Consider the following 16,955-nt stretch of genomic DNA (forward strand, 5'->3'; position numbering starts at 1 on the left):
ACAGAGCGAGAGAACACATGTGGGTTGGCATTATTAGCCTTTTTCCTGAAATGTTCCGTTCTGTTACTGATTTTGGAGTAACAGGTCAAGCGGTTAAAAAAGGTCTTTTATCTATTGAGACATGGAATCCTCGTGATTTCACTCATGATAAACATCGCACTGTTGATGACAGACCTTACGGTGGTGGTCCTGGCATGTTAATGATGGTTCAGCCTTTGCGCGACGCTATCAAAACTGCCAAGCAAGCAGCACCGGGAAAGACGAAAGTCATCTATCTTTCACCTCAAGGTCGTAAACTCGACCAGAAAGGTGTTGAAGAGCTGGCAACAAACGAGAATTTACTTCTTATTTGTGGTCGCTACGAAGGGGTAGATGAGCGCATCATTCAATCTGAAGTTGACGAAGAATGGTCGATTGGAGATTTTGTGATGACGGGTGGCGAACTGCCAGCCATGACGCTGATTGATTCAGTATCTCGGTTTGTTCCGGGTGTACTTGGAGATTTCGCTTCAGCAGAAGAAGATTCTTTTGCAAATGGTTTGCTAGATTGTCCCCATTATACGCGCCCTGAGGTGCTAGACGATAAAGATGTACCATCGGTACTCAAGTCTGGAAACCATAAGGACATTCGTCGCTGGCGATTGAAACAATCGTTGGGCCGAACTTGGCTAAGAAGACCAGAACTCCTGGAAAACCTAGCTCTGACTGACGAACAGGAACAATTACTGGCTGAATTCATTAAAGAGCAACGCTCTTAACGAAAAGCAAGCAGTAACCTATTAAATTTAGTATCAGTTTATTCTAGGAATTTATACAAATGAGCAACATCATCAAGGCTCTTGAAGAAGAGCAACTAAAATCAGACCTTCCTAAATTCGCACCAGGTGACACTGTTGTAGTTCAGGTTAAGGTAAAAGAAGGTGACCGTGAGCGTCTACAGGCTTTCGAAGGCGTTGTAATCGCTATTCGTAACCGTGGTCTACACTCTGCATTCACAGTTCGTAAGATCTCGAACGGTGAAGGCGTAGAGCGTGCGTTCCAAACTCACTCTCCAATGGTTGATAGCATCGAAGTTAAACGCCGTGGTGCAGTACGTCGTGCCAAGTTGTACTACCTACGTGAGCGTTCTGGTAAGTCAGCTCGTATTAAAGAGAAGCTTACTAAGAAGTAATTCTTTTTGCATTCTATCGATAAAAGCGGAGCCATTTGGCTCCGCTTTTTTGTGTCTGTTATTTGGAGTTTCGCAGGTAAGAGATCCCCAATTAGCTCATTCCTCGCTCTGGAGGATGACGGAACAAACCGAAACTCATATTTAACCGTCATTCCCTAGACTGACGAAGGAAGGAGTAGGGAATCTCTACTAGCGCCGTGTTATAGGCAATAAAAAAGGATTGACGTTAAACGCCAACCCTTCAAAATTTACTCGCTACTCGCTACTCGCTACTCGCTACTCGCTACTCGCTACTCGCTACTCGCTACTCGCTACTCGCTACTCGCTACTCGCTTAGTGCGGATCTTCCGACCAACCATCGCTATCTGACATATCTGGTGCGCCAGCGATGCTGTTCTCTTCGTCTGCCCATTCACCGAAATCAATCATCTGACATTGCTTGCTGCAAAACGGGCGGTGCGGGCTTTGTTCGCCCCATTCAACGTCAGCATTACATTGAGGGCATTTAACGATGGTGATTTTCTTCGACATAGTGATTCTTAATTTGAAGGTGTAATAATAGTGAGTTTAGGCTCGAGTGAAGACTCAAGCCAAACTAAAAAAAGAAAATTAATTAGGTGCAGATAGCCAATTCAAATTCAATGTCTTGAGTACAGGCTTGCCCTGTTTCAAAGCTCATGAACTTAACAGCAAAGCGGTTCTTGTGACCTGAGATCATCGGGTAGGCACCGTATTGCATTGGAATAGATAGACGAAGGATATTCGCTTCATCGGCATCGCTCTGGAAGAAGCCAGCGCGAGCGATTTGCTCTTTAAAGTGACCAGTCTCTCTGGTGAGCTTCAACCACAGTGTTAGCGCTTCATACAGAGGTTGTAAGCTATCCATCCACGCTTTAGCATCTCTCATTCTCTTATCGAGAGGAAGGTGCAGCCAATAATGCAGTGCCGGTAAATCAAAGCAGCATGAGCCACCTGGAAGATTAAAGCGTTGGCGAATGGCACTCAGGAAGCGGTCTTCCTTAAGTGACTGGCCAAAACGCTCTGCCTGCATCAGATCACGATAGATGTTACCAATGTCATTAAGCAGTGATGTCAGCATCTCTTGATCGACACCTTCAACATCCAACCAACTTTTGTAGGTTACACGTTGCTTCTCAATATCTTTTGCCAGTTCGCTCTTGAGTTGGATCTGTTCGAAGATTTCAATCAGATCAAAGATGGAACGGAAAAAGAGTTGATACTGTTGAGCATCGGAAAATGTAGAAGACAAGTGTAGCTGCCTCAAGAGTGATTCGACTCTTAAGTAGATGCGTGTTTTCTCATTTAGAGGATGTTCAAATTTATGGGTGATCATCGAGCAAACCTTCATTCAACATTGTTCTATTCTGACCCATCTACAGCACTGATTGCCAGATACTTTTGATGTAAATCTGTGATTTGAGGCAAAAGTTCTTGGTTTTTAGTATGGTTTTTAATCACGTCATCTGCAACTGCTAAGCGTTGTTCTCTTGAAGCCTGTGATTTTAAAATTGATGCAACTTGTTCCCTAGAAACATTGTCACGACTCATCGTACGTTCTATTTGAACTTCTGCTGGCACATCAACAATTAATACGCGATCGGCCATGCCTTGCATTTGGTTTTCCACCAATAGCGGTGCAACTAATAAACCATACGGGGATGTGATTTTAGACAGGTCACTGTCAATTTTGTCACGGATCATGGGATGAAGAAGATCATTGAGCCACTGCTTTTCTTTAGGATCTGAGAAGATCAGCTCACGCAGCCTACTTCGGTTGAGTGTTCCATCGTCAAGCAAGATAGACTCACCAAAGTGTTCTGTAATCTGTTTTAAGCCGACGCTGCCCAGCGCAACCACTTCACGTGCCACGATATCAGCATCAACAATATCTATATTAAAATGCTCATTGAACAGGTTAGCGACCGTAGTTTTGCCACTGGCGATACCACCGCTTAATCCGATAATGATTGCCATGGTTAAATTCCTAGTACAGAAGTGAAATACCAACCCATGATGTCGTTACCCCACATCAAGCTTACCCAACCCGCAATTGCAAGGTAAGGGCCAAATGGAAAGGCTTTATCGATGCCTTGCTGTTTCAGGCGAAGTTGAATTAAACCAAACACAAGGCCTACCAGCGAAGATAAAAGGATGATCATCGGTAGGTGTTGCCAACCAAGCCATGCACCAAGCGCAGCCAGGAGTTTGAAGTCACCGTAACCCATGCCTTCTTTACCTGTTAGCAGTTTGAACAACCAATAAACAGACCATAAAGCGAGGTAACCAGCCATTGCGCCAACCACGGAATCTTGCAGCGATACTGGGCCGATATTAAACAGTGCTAATGCGATACCGGACCATACCAAAGGCAAGGTGATTTGATCAGGTAACAGCATGGTATCTAGATCGATAAAGGTCGCGGTAATTAGGGCGAAGGTGAAAAAAATCAAAGCAATGGCGTAGTAACTGAAACCAAAGTGGCTAGCAACCATTGTGCAAAGTATTGCTGTAAGCAGTTCGACCAAAGGGTAGCGAGCACTGATTGGATTAGCGCAGCTGTGGCACTTACCCTTTAAGAGCAACCAGCTTAACACTGGGATATTGTCGACGATTCTTAATTGGGTTTTGCATTTCGGGCAGGTTGAACGAGGAATGCTGAGATTGAACTTTCCCTCTGGCGCTGGAATTTTATATTGAGAGAAATATTCCGAGCACTCTTGTTGCCATTCGCGTTCCATCATAATCGGTAAACGGTGTATGACTACGTTGAGGAAGCTGCCGATAAGAAGGCTAAAAATGAAAGCTAATACGGGGAATAGCCAAGGATAGTAGTGAAATACTTCCATAGTGTCCTTTACCACTTAATCAAGGTGAGCAGAGATTGTTGCTCATGGGTGTTTAGTTGCTTTTAACTATCCTAACACACTCATAAGATTAAAGATCGGTAAGTACATCGCAACCACAAGCCCGCCAACAACTGTCCCTAAAAATACGATGATCAGTGGCTCTAGAATCTTGCCTAAATTGTCGACGGTGTTGTCGACTTCAAACTCGTAAATGGAGGCTACTTTATTGAGCATATCATCAAGGTTTCCTGACTCTTCACCGATCATCACCATCTGTAACACCATTTCAGGAAAGGCGTTGGTATTGCGCATTGCGATATACATTGGCATGCCAGCAGCCGTTTCTCGGTGAACCTCAATGATGGCCGATTCATAATGCAGGTTGCCTGCGGTTTTGGCTGTGGTTTTAAGGCTCATTAAAATCGGAATGCCAGAACTAAAGCTAGTTGATAAGGTTCGGCTGAATTTGGCAATAGAGGCTTTGGCTAATACGCCACCAAGAACAGGAAAGCGTAATCCTAGCCGACTAACAGACAGTTTGATCGAGTGGGAACGCTGACACAGTTGGTACATAATCAGGAAAACAAGCCCGATGCCTACCGCCGTATAGAAGCTATAAGCCTGCATCCAATGGGAAAGGTAGAGTACTTGTTGGGTGAACCAAGGCAGGTCGGCGCCAAAGCCTGAAAACATCGACTCAAACTCTGGAATCACCATGGTCAGCATTAAATAAGAAACGGTCATTGCAACGGTGACCACCATCGCGGGGTAGATGAGTGCTTTGACGACTTTGGACTTTAACTGCTCGCTCTTTTCTCTATAGGTCGCCAAACGTTCGAACACTTGTGCTAGGTTACCGGAGAGCTCGCCTGTGGCGACCAAATCAGTGTATAGGTCATCAAAGTGACGGCTTGCGGTTCGCATTGCTTTTGAGATTGGCGTTCCGGCTTCTACACCTTTGCAGATATGCGATAGAATCGATTTCATTTCAGCTTTGCGGTGATTGTCCGACACCAACTTGATGGCTTGTACGATAGGCACACCAGTGGCCAGCATGGTAGCAAGCTGCCGAGTCAAAATAGTGATGTCTTTGGCTTTTACTCTATGGGTTAAACGAGTGACGGCTGAAATACTTTTCTTTTTGATTTTCTTAATCTGAATATGCTGTTCTTTGAGCTTTTCTCGTACTTCCAATTCAGTGAGCGCTAAGGTTTGCCCAGACACTTTCTTGCCTGAGCTGTTAATGCCTTTCCAGTGATAGCTTTTTAGTTGTGATTGTTTGGATTTGCTATTCATTGGTGCTCCATGGGTTTATATGTACAGAACACGTTGCAGCTCTTGATAGCTGGTGGTGCCTTCAAGCAATTTATCTAACCCTGACTCTTGCAGAGTTCTCATGCCTTCTCGACGAGCCAAGTTTTCAATGGCTAACGCGTTAGGTTTGTCGATTAGGCTGCTTTTCAGTTGATCGCTAAACGGCATCACTTCATAGATACCCACTCGACCCGAATAACCTTGGTTACACTCATTGCAGCCGTGAGGATTGGCTTTGTAGATGGTTTGGCTGTTAGGAATGGAGTGACGCAGGAATATGTCTGGCGAGTCGTCACTTTCTTTACAATGGTTGCACAACCGTCTTGCCAGTCGCTGGGCGATAATCAAACTCAATGATGAAGCGAGGTTAAAGGGTTCTATCCCCATATGAGCGAGTCGAGTGACGGTTTCTGCGGCGGAGTTAGTGTGCAGTGTCGAAAGCACTAAGTGACCGGTTTGCGATGCTTTGATCGCGATCTCTGCGGTTTCCAAGTCGCGGATCTCTCCCACCATCACAACATCAGGGTCTTGTCGTAAAAATGATCGTAGCGCTTCCGCAAACCCAAAGCCGATCTTAGGTGTTACTTGTACTTGATTGATACCACACAGGTTAATTTCCACTGGGTCTTCAGCTGTTGAGATGTTGCGTTCCGTAGTGTTAAGAACGCGAAGGCCAGTATAAAGGGAGACGGTTTTTCCGCTGCCAGTTGGACCTGTCATTAAGATCATCCCTTGTGGGCGCTTCAGGGCATTGAGGTAGAGTGCTTTTTGATCTTCGGTGTAACCTAACTTATCGATATCTAGATTGGCCGCGCTGCTATCAAGCAGTCGAAGAACGATCTTTTCACCCCACAAGGTCGGCAGCGTTGATACCCGCATATCAATCGCCAAGTCGTCATTTAGACGCAGTTTAATACGACCGTCTTGAGGCAAGCGGCGTTCAGCGATATCAAGCTTGGCGAGGATCTTTAAGCGAGCTGATAGACGACGACTTAGGTGAGAGGCGGGTTGCTGTATTTCAACAAGGATACCATCACAACGCAGTCGCACTCGGTAGTGCTCTTCGTAAGGTTCGAAGTGGATATCTGATGCGCCTTTGCGTACCGCATCAACCAGTATCTGATTGATAAAGCGGCTGACAGGGGAATCGTCTTGGCTGAGATCTTCTATCGATGCTATCTCGTCGTCAGACACTTCAACAAGATTGGCGAGTTCATCTTGAGTGATCTCTTTGCGTTTAGAGTCTTGCCCTGAAATAGAGCGGCCATACAGCTTGCGTATCGCACCTTCTAATTCAGAGTAGTTGGCGACAACCAGTTCAATCTGTAATCCCGTCGCAAATCGAAAGTCATCTTCCGCTTGTAAATCGGTCGGGTCGGCAGAGGCGAGTGTGAGAGTCGAGCTAGATACTGAAATCGGGATAGCACGATATTTGGTAATCAGTTCACGAAGCCCTAATTGGTCACATAGTGTCTCATAGTCCATATTGGCAAGTTGTACTAACGGTAAGCCGAAGATGGTTTTAATGTTGTTTGCTAAGGAGTTGCCTGTGAAGAAATCTAGAACGATCAAAGCTTCAGGTGTCGAAACACCTGAAGCTTGTACATGTTCCGCAACGGCTTGTTCTTGAGTCAGGCTAAGTAAGTTAGCCTGACGAAGAACAGTTGGGAGATTACTTAGCATTAACAGCCTGTTGGTACTACGTCTGTTTTGACTATTGTATGACTACAAGCCCATCCAGTACTATTATCTTTCGTGTAGATAATTGTTGCAGCATTCCCGCCTGTACCACCAGTTAGTAATGATCCGTCTGTAAAAGTAAAAGTAGCAGTGCCTCCACTCGTTGTCGAAGCTAAAACGATTGTACCTAAAGAGTTCATTGTTGTTGTGCCCCCGACTAGATTCGGATTAGTCGGAAAACTGTTATTTTCTTGTTGGTACATATCTATATTAGTCATTAAAGCTCTAAGAGTACCTGCAGCTGTCGCAGCTTCAGATTTGGCAAGATAACTTTTATATGCCGGAATCGCTACTGCCGACAACACACCAATAATCGCTACTACAATCATCAATTCAATCAGCGTAAAGCCTTTCTGGTTCGTTCTTTTGTTCTTGTTATTCATTGTCTAATTCCATTCTTTAGTTTGTTTCAGCGCAAGCACTGGTTGATGGAAAGAATAGAAGTCGGAATGGGGAAGTGGAATTGTGTTTAGGTGTGGCCGCGAGTGGTTTTGTATTTATTAGTGTGGTGTTTCATATAGTGCGCAAATTTATGCGATCAACTTAAATAACTGCTTGAAATACTGACAATTAAGGCAATAAAAAAGGCACTGTTATTAACAGTGCCTTCAGCGATAACTTATTTATTATTCAGTCAATTACGCTTTGAATCTCATTGATAGATCCATTGCTTTCAGGTGCTTAGTTAGTGCACCTACCGAGATGTAATCAACACCCGTTTCAGCGAACTCTGCAATGGTATCTAAAGTTACGTTACCAGAGTTTTCTAGCGCAGCACGTCCTGCGTTGATTTTCACAGCTTCACGCATCATGTCTGTAGTGAAATTGTCTAGCATGATGATGTCTGCGCCAGCGCTGATCGCTTGCTCTAGCTCTTCTAGGCTTTCGGTTTCCACTTCTACTGGCTTTCCTGGGTTCAGCTCTTTTGCAGTAGAGATAGCCTTCTCAATGCCACCACAAGCGATGATGTGGTTTTCTTTGATTAGGTAAGCATCGAAAACCCCAATACGGTGGTTGAAACCGCCGCCACAAGCGACTGCGTATTTTAGTGCGCTGCGCAGGCCAGGTATCGTTTTACGAGTATCTAACAGGCGGCACTCTGTGTGTTTGATTTTGTCCGCGTAGGTAGCCGTCGTAGTCGCACAACCAGATAGCGTTTGAATGAAGTTCATTGCGTTGCGCTCACCCGTTAATAGCGCGCGTGCTGGACCTGTTAAGGTACAAAGTGTTTGGTTTGGTTCAACCTTGTCGCCATCTTCTACATTCCACTCGATAGTCACTTCACCGCCCAGTTGCTTAAACACTTCATCAGCCCAAGCTTTACCACAGAACACACCGTGCTCACGAGTAATGATGGTTGCGCTGTTGATTGCGTCTGCTGGGATTAGACTTGCTGTGATGTCAGCCGCTGGATCTAACGTGCCACCTAGGTCTTCTTTGATAGTCTCGGCTACTGCACGAGTGATCTCTAGAGGCAGTTGCTCTTTTAAGTAGTCAAGGCGTTGGTGGCTGTTATGTGTGTTTTTCATCGCAAATCTAATCTTGAAAGGGAGTGGGAATGGAATGATACTCTTGCTTAACTTCAAATTAAAGAGGCTAGCGCGACTGCTCTATGGGCAAGGTCACATCTTATTGTGCTAGCAGAAAAGAAAGTGAGACCAAGATGACGATCAGCTCCAACGGATGGTACGACAACGCTCGGCATGTTCCTTCTCCGTATTTTGATGCTCGACCGAGTGCCGACGATATTTCTCTGCTGGTGGTTCACAACATTAGCTTGCCTCCGGGTCAATTTGGTGGGCCTTACATAGAACTGTTTTTTACGGGCAAACTCGACCCGAAGGAACACCCGTTTTTTAAGGTGATTCACCAAATGGGCGTGTCGGCGCACTGTTTGATTCGTCGCGATGGGGAAGTGGTGCAGTTCGTTTCTTTCTTAGACCGAGCTTGGCATGCTGGCCAGTCGAGTTTTGCAGGGCGTGAAAGGTGCAATGATTACTCTATTGGTATTGAACTGGAAGGTAGTGACTTTGTAGCTTATAGCGAGCAGCAGTATCAAGCGCTTAGCCAATTAACAGAAACGCTCGTATCGACGTTTCCTCAAATCACCAGTGAGCGTATCACTGGCCATCAATATATAGCGCCTTTGCGTAAAACTGACCCTGGCTTGGTGTTCGATTGGCAGAAGTTTAAAAAAAATCTCAAAGTTTAAGCCTCCGTTTTTGACGATGGCCTTACTGCTGGTGGGCGTTGAATAGTCAACGCCTAGCATAATGACTTGTGAGTTTTTGTTGTTGCGATGTAAAGAAAGTGGTGGAGAGAAGCGCATCAATAAATTGAGAGTGTGACGAACTTATCAAACACTCATTTATTAAAACTTATGAACAGAATTTCCACCCTAAATGTGCGCTTGGTTCGGTTTTTAAACAAGTGACGCTAATCTTTCTGAAACAATTCATTTTTATCCTGAAACTTTCTAGCACGAACACTCCCCAAAAGTATTACCCCTGTAAATGGTAAGACCAATTTGGTTGCTGTTTTAAATTTCATTTGTTAAATCATGGTTAATTCACGCTGTATTCTATGATGCAGGTCAATTTTAGGCTGGACAGTGGCGTTTTAATTATGTTAATTTCTGCCCAACTTAAAATTGGTATTACCAATTGTCAGCGAAGAAAAAGAAGAACAACAAACTATGGCTTATCAAAGGATTCGTCAGCCAAAACTCTCCGATGTTATCGAACAAGAGTTAGAAAGGTTGATAGTGGAAGGAACACTGGCTCCAGGGCAGCAGCTGCCGCCTGAGCGCGAACTGGCGAAACAGTTCGATGTGTCTCGACCTTCGATCCGAGAAGCGATACAACGTTTAGAAGCAAAACGCTTGCTTACTCGCCGTCAAGGTGGAGGTACGTTTGTTAGCGAAAATATCTGGAAAAGCTTTTCAGATCCTTTGCTTAATTTGTTGTCGTCCCATTCTGAAACCCAACTAGACTTGTTGGAATCGCGTCATGCGATGGAAGGGATTTCGGCTTACTTTGCGGCATTGCGTGGAACCGATGAAGACTTTGCTCGTATTCAAGCATGCCAAGAAAAAATTCGCGGTGCGCAAGATAAGGGTGATATTGAAGCCGAATCTGCAGCAGTGATGGCTTTTCTTATTGCTTTAACAGAGGCAGCGCACAATGTGGTGTTATTGCACATTGTTCGTAGCTTGGCTCCGTTACTCGAACAAAATGTCTTAGAAAATTTAAAGCTGTTGCATCGTCGTAAAGACGTTGTGGAGAAAGTGAGTATACATCGAGCTAACATTGTAGATGCGATCGTTTCAGGGCAGCCAGAACAGGCGCGTGAAATGTCACATTCTCATTTAGCTTACATCGAAGAAACATTGATGGATTTGACCAAAGAAGAATCGCGCCGCGAACGTTCTTTACGTCGAATTCAACAGGGTAAATAGCCGTAATACTTCGGCTATTTACGTGTTTAGTAGAATCCAACTAACAAAAAGGATAGATCGCCATGTCTGACATGAAGCATGACGTTGATGCTCTGGAAACTCAAGATTGGTTAGAAGCTCTTGAGTCAGTAGTACGTGAAGAAGGTGTAGAACGTGCACAGTTTTTACTAGAACAAGTTCTAGATAAAGCGCGTTTAGATGGTGTTGATATGGCTACAGGCATCAACACAAACTACATCAACACAATTCCAGCAGCACAAGAGCCAGCTTACCCTGGTGACGTAACTCTTGAGCGTCGTATTCGTTCGATTATTCGCTGGAACGCAATCATGATCGTATTGCGTGCTTCTAAGAAAGACCTAGACCTTGGTGGTCACATGGCTTCTTACCAGTCAGCAGCAGCGTTCTACGAAGTATGTTTCAACCACTTCTTCCGTGCTCCAAACGAGACAGACGGTGGCGATCTAGTTTACTACCAAGGTCACATCTCTCCAGGTATCTACTCTCGTGCATTCGTTGAAGGTCGTCTAACTGAAGAACAGCTAGATAACTTCCGTCAAGAAGTTGATGGTAAAGGTATCCCTTCTTACCCGCACCCGAAACTGATGCCTGAGTTCTGGCAGTTCCCGACAGTATCTATGGGTCTTGGCCCTATCTCTGCTATCTACCAAGCGCGCTTCCTTAAGTACCTTGACGGCCGTGGCCTGAAAGAAACTTCAGCGCAACGCGTATACGCGTTCCTAGGTGACGGTGAGATGGATGAGCCAGAATCACGTGGTGCTATCTCTTTCGCTGCGCGTGAGAAGCTAGATAACCTATGTTTCCTAATCAACTGTAACCTACAGCGTCTAGACGGCCCTGTAATGGGTAACGGTAGCATCATCCAAGAACTTGAAGGCCTATTCAAAGGTGCAGGTTGGAACGTTGTTAAAGTTATCTGGGGTAGCAACTGGGATTCTCTACTAGCTAAAGACACTACTGGTAAGCTTCTTCAACTAATGAACGAAACTATCGATGGTGACTACCAAACATTCAAATCTAAAGATGGCGCATACGTACGTGAGCACTTCTTTGGTAAGTACCCAGAAACAGCTGCACTAGTTGCAGACATGACTGATGACGAAATCTTCGCTCTTAAGCGTGGTGGTCACGATTCTTCTAAACTGTTTGCTGCATTCAACAATGCTAAAGAGACAAACGGTAAGCCAACTGTAATCCTAGCTAAGACTGTTAAAGGTTACGGCATGGGTGATGCAGCTGAAGGTAAGAACATTGCACACGGTGTTAAGAAAATGGACATGACTCATGTTCAACACCTACGTGATCGCCTAGGCCTAGAAGACATCCTTTCAGATGAGAAGATCGCTGAACTTCCTTACCTGAAATTGGAAGAAGGTACGCCTGAGTACGAATACATGCACGCTCGTCGTAACGCTCTACACGGTTACACACCTGCACGTCTTCCTAAGTTTACTCAAGAGTTCAAGGTTCCTGAGCTAGACGCATTCGCACCTCTACTAGGTGAACAGAAGCGTGATATCTCTACAACTATGGCTTATGTACGTACGCTAAACATCCTTCTTAAAGATAAGAACATTGGTAAGAACATCGTTCCTATCATCTGTGATGAAGCTCGTACATTCGGTATGGAAGGTCTATTCCGTCAGGTTGGTATCTACAACCCACACGGTCAAGAATACACACCTGAAGATAAAGGCATCGTTTCTTACTACAAAGAAGCAACGTCTGGTCAAGTTCTTCAAGAAGGTATCAACGAACTAGGTTCTATGGCTTCATGGGTTGCTGCTGCAACTTCATACAGCACAAACGATCTACCGATGATCCCGTTCTACATCTACTACTCAATGTTCGGTTTCCAACGTATTGGTGACATGGCATGGCTAGCAGGCGACCAACAAGCTCGTGGCTTCCTATTAGGTGCTACTGCAGGTCGTACAACACTGAACGGTGAAGGTCTACAGCACGAAGATGGTCACTCGCACATCCAAGCGAACACTATCCCGAACTGTATCTCTTACGACCCAACGTTCGCTTACGAGCTAGCGGTAATCATGCAAGACGGTATCCGTCGCATGTACGGTCCTGAGCAAGAGAACGTTTACTACTACCTAACAGTAATGAACGAGAACTACGCAATGCCAGCAATGCCAGAAGGCGCTGAAGAAGGCATCCGTAAAGGTATCTACAAGCTTGAATCTCACGCTGGTGCTAAGGGCAAAGTTCAACTAATGAGCTCTGGTACTATCATGAACGAAGCGCGTAAAGCGGCTGAAATTCTAAGCGAAGAGTACGGCGTAGCATCTGACGTATTCTCAGTAACGTCGTTCAACGAACTAACTCGTGACGGCCAAGCGGTAGAGCGTGACAACATGCTTCACCCAGAAGCTGAAGAGAAAGTACCGTACATCACGACTGTTCTTGGTAAAGAACCTGCAATCGCAGTGACGGACTACATGAAGAACTACGCTGAGCAAGTACGTGCGTACATGCCAACTGAGTCTTACAAAGTACTTGGTACAGATGGTTTCGGCCGTTCTGACAGCCGTGCAAACCTACGTCGTCACTTCGAAGTGAACGCTGGCTACATCGTAGTTGCAGCTCTAACTGAACTGGCTAAACGTGGTGACATCGAGAAATCTGTAGTTGTTGAAGCAATTGCTAAATTCGATATCGACACTGAAAAAACTAACCCGCAATACGCATAAGACTGGCATTAAGGTAGGTAAATACAATGACAATCGAAATTAATGTACCAGACATCGGTGCTGACGAGGTTGAAGTAACTGAGATTCTTGTAAACGTTGGCGACAAGGTTGAAGAAGAGCAGTCACTGATCACTGTTGAAGGCGACAAAGCTTCAATGGAAGTTCCAGCGTCTCAAGCGGGTATCGTTAAAGAAATCAAAGTAGCAGAAGGCGATTCTGTTTCTACTGGTTCTCTTATCATGATCTTTGAAGAGGCAGGCTCTCCTGCGGAAGGTGCTGCAGCAGTACCAGCTGCGCCAGCAGTTGAAGCGGCGGCACCAGTTGCAGCTGCTCCTGCAGCGGCAGCTGAGCTTAAAGAAGTTCACGTTCCTGACATCGGCGGTGATGAAGTTGAAGTAACTGAAATCATGGTTGCTATCGGTGATTCAGTAGAAGAAGAGCAATCTCTTCTAACTGTTGAAGGTGACAAGGCTTCAATGGAAGTTCCTGCACCATTCGCTGGTACAGTTAAAGAAATCAAGGTCGCTTCTGGTGACTCAGTATCGACTGGTTCTCTAGTAATGGTATTCGAGGTTGCTGGTTCAGCACCTGCAGCAGCTCCTGCTCCAGCGGCGGCAGCACCAGTTGCAGCGGCTCCAACAGCATCAGCTGAAAAAGAAGTAAACGTTCCAGACATCGGCGGTGACGAAGTTGAAGTTACTGAAATCATGGTAGCGGTTGGCGATACAGTAGAAGAAGAGCAATCTCTAATTACTGTTGAAGGCGACAAAGCTTCAATGGAAGTTCCTGCACCATTCGCTGGTACAGTTAAAGAGATCAAGATTGCAGCTGGCGACAAAGTGTCAACTGGCTCTCTAATCATGACTTTCGTCGTGGCCGGCACTCCGGTTGAAGGCGCAGCTCCAGCTCCTGTTGCAGCACCTGCACAAGCAGCAGCTCCAGCGGCGGCACCTGCACCTAAAGCTGAAGCACCTGCAGCAGCTGGCGACTTCCAAGAGAACGGTGAGTACGCACATGCGTCTCCGGTTGTTCGTCGTCTAGCTCGTGAGTTCGGTGTAAACCTAGCGAAAGTTAAAGGTACTGGTCGTAAGAGCCGTGTACTAAAAGAAGACGTTCAGTCTTACGTTAAAGATGCACTTAAGCGTCTAGAGTCTGGTGCTGCGGCATCTGGCAAAGGCGGTGACGGCTCTGCTCTTGGTCTACTACCATGGCCAAAAGTTGACTTCAGCAAGTTCGGCGAAACTGAAGTTCAGAAGCTTTCTAAGATCAAGAAGATCTCTGGTGCAAACCTACACCGTAACTGGGTAATGATCCCTCACGTTACACAGTGGGACAACGCAGACATCACTGAGCTAGAAGCATTCCGTAAAGAGCAGAACGCAATCGAAGCTAAGAAAGACACTGGCATGAAGATCACTCCTCTTGTGTTCATCATGAAAGCTGTTGCTAAAGCGCTAGAAGCGTTCCCAGCGTTTAACTCTTCTCTTTCTGAAGATGGCGAAAGCATCATTCTTAAGAAGTACGTAAATGTGGGTATCGCTGTTGATACACCAAACGGTCTAGTTGTTCCTGTCTTCAAAGACGTGAACAAGAAAGGCATTTACGAGCTATCAGAAGAGCTAATGGCTGTTTCTAAGAAAGCACGTTCTGGTAAGCTAACAGCGGCAGACATGCAAGGCGGTTGTTTCACAATCTCTAGCCTTGGTGGCATCGGCGGTACTGCATTTACGCCAATCGTAAATGCTCCAGAAGTAGGTATCCTAGGTGTATCTAAGTCTGAAATTAAGCCAGTTTGGAATGGTAAAGAGTTCCAACCACGTCTACAGCTTCCACTGTCTCTATCATACGACCACCGTGTGATCGATGGTGCTGAAGGTGCACGCTTCATTACTTTCCTAAACAGCGCACTATCTGACATTCGTCGTCTAGTACTGTAATTGAGAAAGTAATTATTAAGGTGACTTTCGGGTCACCTTAATTCTTTATATAAAGACTATTTTTAGACAACAGTTTCCTGCATTTCTCATAATCTGATGGGGAATTGTTGTCTAGCTCACAGGCTAACTTAAAGCTACTTTCACACTGTTAACATCTCTGTAAAATGTTTCCTGTTTGAAAGCCCAATAATTTTAAGAACATCTACTCAGCCTGTTAGGGATAATGACTACAAGAGGTCACAATGAGCAAAGAAATTAAAGCCCAAGTTGTTGTACTTGGTTCAGGTCCTGCTGGTTACTCAGCGGCATTCCGTTGTGCGGATTTAGGTCTAGAAACAGTACTAGTTGAACGTTACAGCACTCTTGGTGGTGTATGTCTAAACGTTGGTTGTATTCCATCAAAAGCACTTCTTCACGTTTCTAAAGTAATCGAAGAAGCTAAAGCGATGGCAGAGCACGGCGTTGTATTCGGCGAGCCACAAACGGACATCAACAAGATCCGTATTTGGAAAGAAAAAGTAGTTGATCAACTAACTGGCGGTCTTGGCGGTATGGCTAAGATGCGTAACGTTACTGTTGTTAACGGTTTCGGTAAGTTCACTGGTCCTAACAGCATTCTTGTTGAAGGCGAAGGCGAAGCAACAACTGTTAACTTCGACAACGCAATCATTGCTGCGGGTTCTCGCCCAATCAAACTTCCTTTCATCCCACATGAAGACCCACGTATTTGGGATTCTACGGATGCACTAGAACTAAACGAAGTACCTGAAAAACTGCTTATCATGGGCGGCGGTATCATCGGTCTTGAGATGGGTACGGTTTACCACTCTCTAGGTTCTAAAGTTGAAGTTGTAGAGATGTTCGATCAAGTTATCCCTGCTGCGGATAAAGACATCGTTAAAGTTTTCACTAAGCGCATTAAGAACAAGTTCAAGCTAATGCTTGAAACTAAAGTGACTGCTGTTGAAGCAAAAGAAGACGGTATCTACGTTTCAATGGAAGGCAAAAAAGCACCAGCTGAAGCTGAACGCTACGATGCTGTTCTTGTTGCTATCGGTCGTGTTCCAAACGGAGCACTTATCGACGCTGAAAAAGCGGGTATCGAAGTTGATGAGCGTGGTTTCATCAATGTTGATAAGCAAATGCGTACTAACGTTCCTCACATCCACGCGATCGGTGATGTTGTTGGTCAACCAATGCTTGCTCACAAAGGTGTGCATGAAGGTCACGTAGCTGCTGAAGTTATCTCTGGTAAGAAGCACTACTTCGACCCTAAAGTAATCCCATCAATTGCGTACACTGAGCCAGAAGTTGCTTGGGTAGGTAAGACTGAGAAAGAAGCGAAAGCTGAAGGCATCAATTACGAAGTTGCTACTTTCCCTTGGGCTGCTTCTGGTCGTGCAATCGCTTCTGACTGTGCAGACGGCGTGACTAAGATGATCTTCGATAAAGATACTCATCGCGTAATCGGTGGTGCTGTTGTTGGTACTAACGGTGGTGAACTTCTTGGCGAAATCGGCCTAGCAATCGAAATGGGTTGTGATGCAGAAGATATCGCTCTTACTATCCACGCTCACCCAACTCTACACGAGTCTGTTGGTCTAGCTGCGGAAGTATTCGAAGGTTCAATCACTGACCTTCCAAACAAAAAAGCAGTGAAAAAGAAGAAGTAATTCTTTCTTAGTCACTCGCTAATGTTTTTAAAAGCCGCTGATTTGTCAGCGGCTTTTTTATGGTGCGCCG

General features: G+C 45.2%; 15 protein-coding genes. 7 read left to right on the top strand and 8 right to left on the bottom strand.

Going from position 1 to position 16,955, the window contains the following annotated elements; genetic code table 11:
* Positions 1-17: 17 nt before the first annotated feature.
* Together trmD and rplS are read left to right on the top strand one after the other, a co-directional pair.
* Positions 18-758, top strand: a complete 741-nt coding sequence (gene trmD / locus AB4209_RS13685) for a tRNA (guanosine(37)-N1)-methyltransferase TrmD (protein ID WP_019826347.1) — start codon at positions 18-20, stop codon at positions 756-758.
* Positions 759-817: 59 nt separating this feature from the next.
* Positions 818-1,171, top strand: a complete 354-nt coding sequence (rplS, locus tag AB4209_RS13690) for a 50S ribosomal protein L19 (protein ID WP_004735514.1) — start codon at positions 818-820, stop codon at positions 1,169-1,171.
* Between the two features lie 333 nt (positions 1,172-1,504).
* On the opposite strand, the gene yacG is transcribed toward rplS, so the two are convergent.
* The 8 genes from yacG to nadC form a co-directional block, all read right to left on the bottom strand.
* Positions 1,505-1,702 carry a DNA gyrase inhibitor YacG gene (gene yacG / locus AB4209_RS13695; RefSeq protein WP_004735515.1) on the bottom strand — a complete coding sequence of 66 codons (198 nt, stop codon included), beginning with the start codon at positions 1,700-1,702 and terminating at the stop codon, positions 1,505-1,507.
* Between the two features lie 82 nt (positions 1,703-1,784).
* Positions 1,785-2,525 carry a cell division protein ZapD gene (gene zapD / locus AB4209_RS13700; protein WP_017063237.1) on the bottom strand — a complete coding sequence of 247 codons (741 nt, stop codon included), beginning with the start codon at positions 2,523-2,525 and terminating at the stop codon, positions 1,785-1,787.
* Positions 2,526-2,551: 26 nt separating this feature from the next.
* Positions 2,552-3,166 (bottom strand): dephospho-CoA kinase, encoded by a 615-nt coding sequence (gene coaE / locus AB4209_RS13705; protein ID WP_017058946.1) that lies wholly within the window; start codon positions 3,164-3,166, stop codon positions 2,552-2,554.
* 2 nt (positions 3,167-3,168) lie between these two features.
* Positions 3,169-4,038 carry an A24 family peptidase gene (locus AB4209_RS13710; RefSeq protein WP_372056196.1) on the bottom strand — a complete coding sequence of 290 codons (870 nt, stop codon included), beginning with the start codon at positions 4,036-4,038 and terminating at the stop codon, positions 3,169-3,171.
* A gap of 66 nt (positions 4,039-4,104) precedes the next feature.
* Positions 4,105-5,334 (bottom strand): type II secretion system F family protein, encoded by a 1,230-nt coding sequence (locus AB4209_RS13715; RefSeq protein WP_372056198.1) that lies wholly within the window; start codon positions 5,332-5,334, stop codon positions 4,105-4,107.
* Positions 5,335-5,349: 15 nt separating this feature from the next.
* On the bottom strand, positions 5,350-7,035 hold the full coding sequence (gene pilB, locus AB4209_RS13720; protein ID WP_372056200.1) for a type IV-A pilus assembly ATPase PilB: 1,686 nt from the start codon (positions 7,033-7,035) through the stop codon (positions 5,350-5,352).
* A complete protein-coding gene (locus AB4209_RS13725; protein ID WP_372056202.1) occupies positions 7,035-7,475 on the bottom strand; it encodes a type IV pilin protein in 441 nt (146 codons plus the stop codon). Before AB4209_RS13725 ends, pilB begins: the two co-directional genes overlap by 1 nt.
* 255 nt (positions 7,476-7,730) lie before the next feature.
* Positions 7,731-8,621: a carboxylating nicotinate-nucleotide diphosphorylase gene (gene nadC / locus AB4209_RS13730; protein WP_372056204.1), complete on the bottom strand. Its 891-nt coding sequence runs from the start codon at positions 8,619-8,621 to the stop codon at positions 7,731-7,733.
* A gap of 83 nt (positions 8,622-8,704) precedes the next feature.
* Between nadC and ampD the strand changes: the two genes are divergently transcribed.
* The 5 genes from ampD (at position 8,705) to lpdA (ending at position 16,885) form a co-directional block, all read left to right on the top strand.
* A complete protein-coding gene (gene ampD / locus AB4209_RS13735) occupies positions 8,705-9,304 on the top strand; it encodes a 1,6-anhydro-N-acetylmuramyl-L-alanine amidase AmpD (RefSeq protein WP_372056206.1) in 600 nt (199 codons plus the stop codon).
* Positions 9,305-9,787: 483 nt separating this feature from the next.
* Complete coding sequence (gene pdhR / locus AB4209_RS13740; RefSeq protein ID WP_009847596.1) at positions 9,788-10,549, top strand: pyruvate dehydrogenase complex transcriptional repressor PdhR; 762 nt, start codon at positions 9,788-9,790, stop codon at positions 10,547-10,549.
* A 62-nt stretch (positions 10,550-10,611) separates the two neighbouring features.
* Positions 10,612-13,275: a pyruvate dehydrogenase (acetyl-transferring), homodimeric type gene (aceE, locus tag AB4209_RS13745; protein ID WP_017059442.1), complete on the top strand. Its 2,664-nt coding sequence runs from the start codon at positions 10,612-10,614 to the stop codon at positions 13,273-13,275.
* 26 nt (positions 13,276-13,301) lie between these two features.
* Positions 13,302-15,212 (top strand): pyruvate dehydrogenase complex dihydrolipoyllysine-residue acetyltransferase, encoded by a 1,911-nt coding sequence (gene aceF, locus AB4209_RS13750; protein ID WP_372056208.1) that lies wholly within the window; start codon positions 13,302-13,304, stop codon positions 15,210-15,212.
* A gap of 242 nt (positions 15,213-15,454) precedes the next feature.
* Positions 15,455-16,885, top strand: a complete 1,431-nt coding sequence (gene lpdA / locus AB4209_RS13755; RefSeq protein WP_017059440.1) for a dihydrolipoyl dehydrogenase — start codon at positions 15,455-15,457, stop codon at positions 16,883-16,885.
* Positions 16,886-16,955: the final 70 nt, after the last annotated feature.

It is taken from the genome of Vibrio sp. 10N.286.48.C11 (assembly GCF_041469805.1).
GTDB lineage: Bacteria > Pseudomonadota > Gammaproteobacteria > Enterobacterales > Vibrionaceae > Vibrio > Vibrio crassostreae_C.

What these genes read in the sequence shown, in the direction of transcription:
- AB4209_RS13715 (WP_372056198.1), bottom strand. Translation starts at nt 5,334, where the DNA reads ATGAATAGCAAATCCAAACAATCACAACTAAAAAGCTATCACTGGAAA.
- lpdA (WP_017059440.1), top strand. Translation starts at nt 15,455, where the DNA reads ATGAGCAAAGAAATTAAAGCCCAAGTTGTTGTACTTGGTTCAGGTCCT.
- rplS (WP_004735514.1), top strand. Translation starts at nt 818, where the DNA reads ATGAGCAACATCATCAAGGCTCTTGAAGAAGAGCAACTAAAATCAGAC.
- AB4209_RS13725 (WP_372056202.1), bottom strand. Translation starts at nt 7,475, where the DNA reads ATGAATAACAAGAACAAAAGAACGAACCAGAAAGGCTTTACGCTGATT.
- yacG (WP_004735515.1), bottom strand. Translation starts at nt 1,702, where the DNA reads ATGTCGAAGAAAATCACCATCGTTAAATGCCCTCAATGTAATGCTGAC.
- aceE (WP_017059442.1), top strand. Translation starts at nt 10,612, where the DNA reads ATGTCTGACATGAAGCATGACGTTGATGCTCTGGAAACTCAAGATTGG.
- aceF (WP_372056208.1), top strand. Translation starts at nt 13,302, where the DNA reads ATGACAATCGAAATTAATGTACCAGACATCGGTGCTGACGAGGTTGAA.
- trmD (WP_019826347.1), top strand. Translation starts at nt 18, where the DNA reads ATGTGGGTTGGCATTATTAGCCTTTTTCCTGAAATGTTCCGTTCTGTT.
- coaE (WP_017058946.1), bottom strand. Translation starts at nt 3,166, where the DNA reads ATGGCAATCATTATCGGATTAAGCGGTGGTATCGCCAGTGGCAAAACT.
- pdhR (WP_009847596.1), top strand. Translation starts at nt 9,788, where the DNA reads ATGGCTTATCAAAGGATTCGTCAGCCAAAACTCTCCGATGTTATCGAA.
- AB4209_RS13710 (WP_372056196.1), bottom strand. Translation starts at nt 4,038, where the DNA reads ATGGAAGTATTTCACTACTATCCTTGGCTATTCCCCGTATTAGCTTTC.
- zapD (WP_017063237.1), bottom strand. Translation starts at nt 2,525, where the DNA reads ATGATCACCCATAAATTTGAACATCCTCTAAATGAGAAAACACGCATC.
- pilB (WP_372056200.1), bottom strand. Translation starts at nt 7,035, where the DNA reads ATGCTAAGTAATCTCCCAACTGTTCTTCGTCAGGCTAACTTACTTAGC.
- nadC (WP_372056204.1), bottom strand. Translation starts at nt 8,621, where the DNA reads ATGAAAAACACACATAACAGCCACCAACGCCTTGACTACTTAAAAGAG.
- ampD (WP_372056206.1), top strand. Translation starts at nt 8,705, where the DNA reads ATGGGCAAGGTCACATCTTATTGTGCTAGCAGAAAAGAAAGTGAGACC.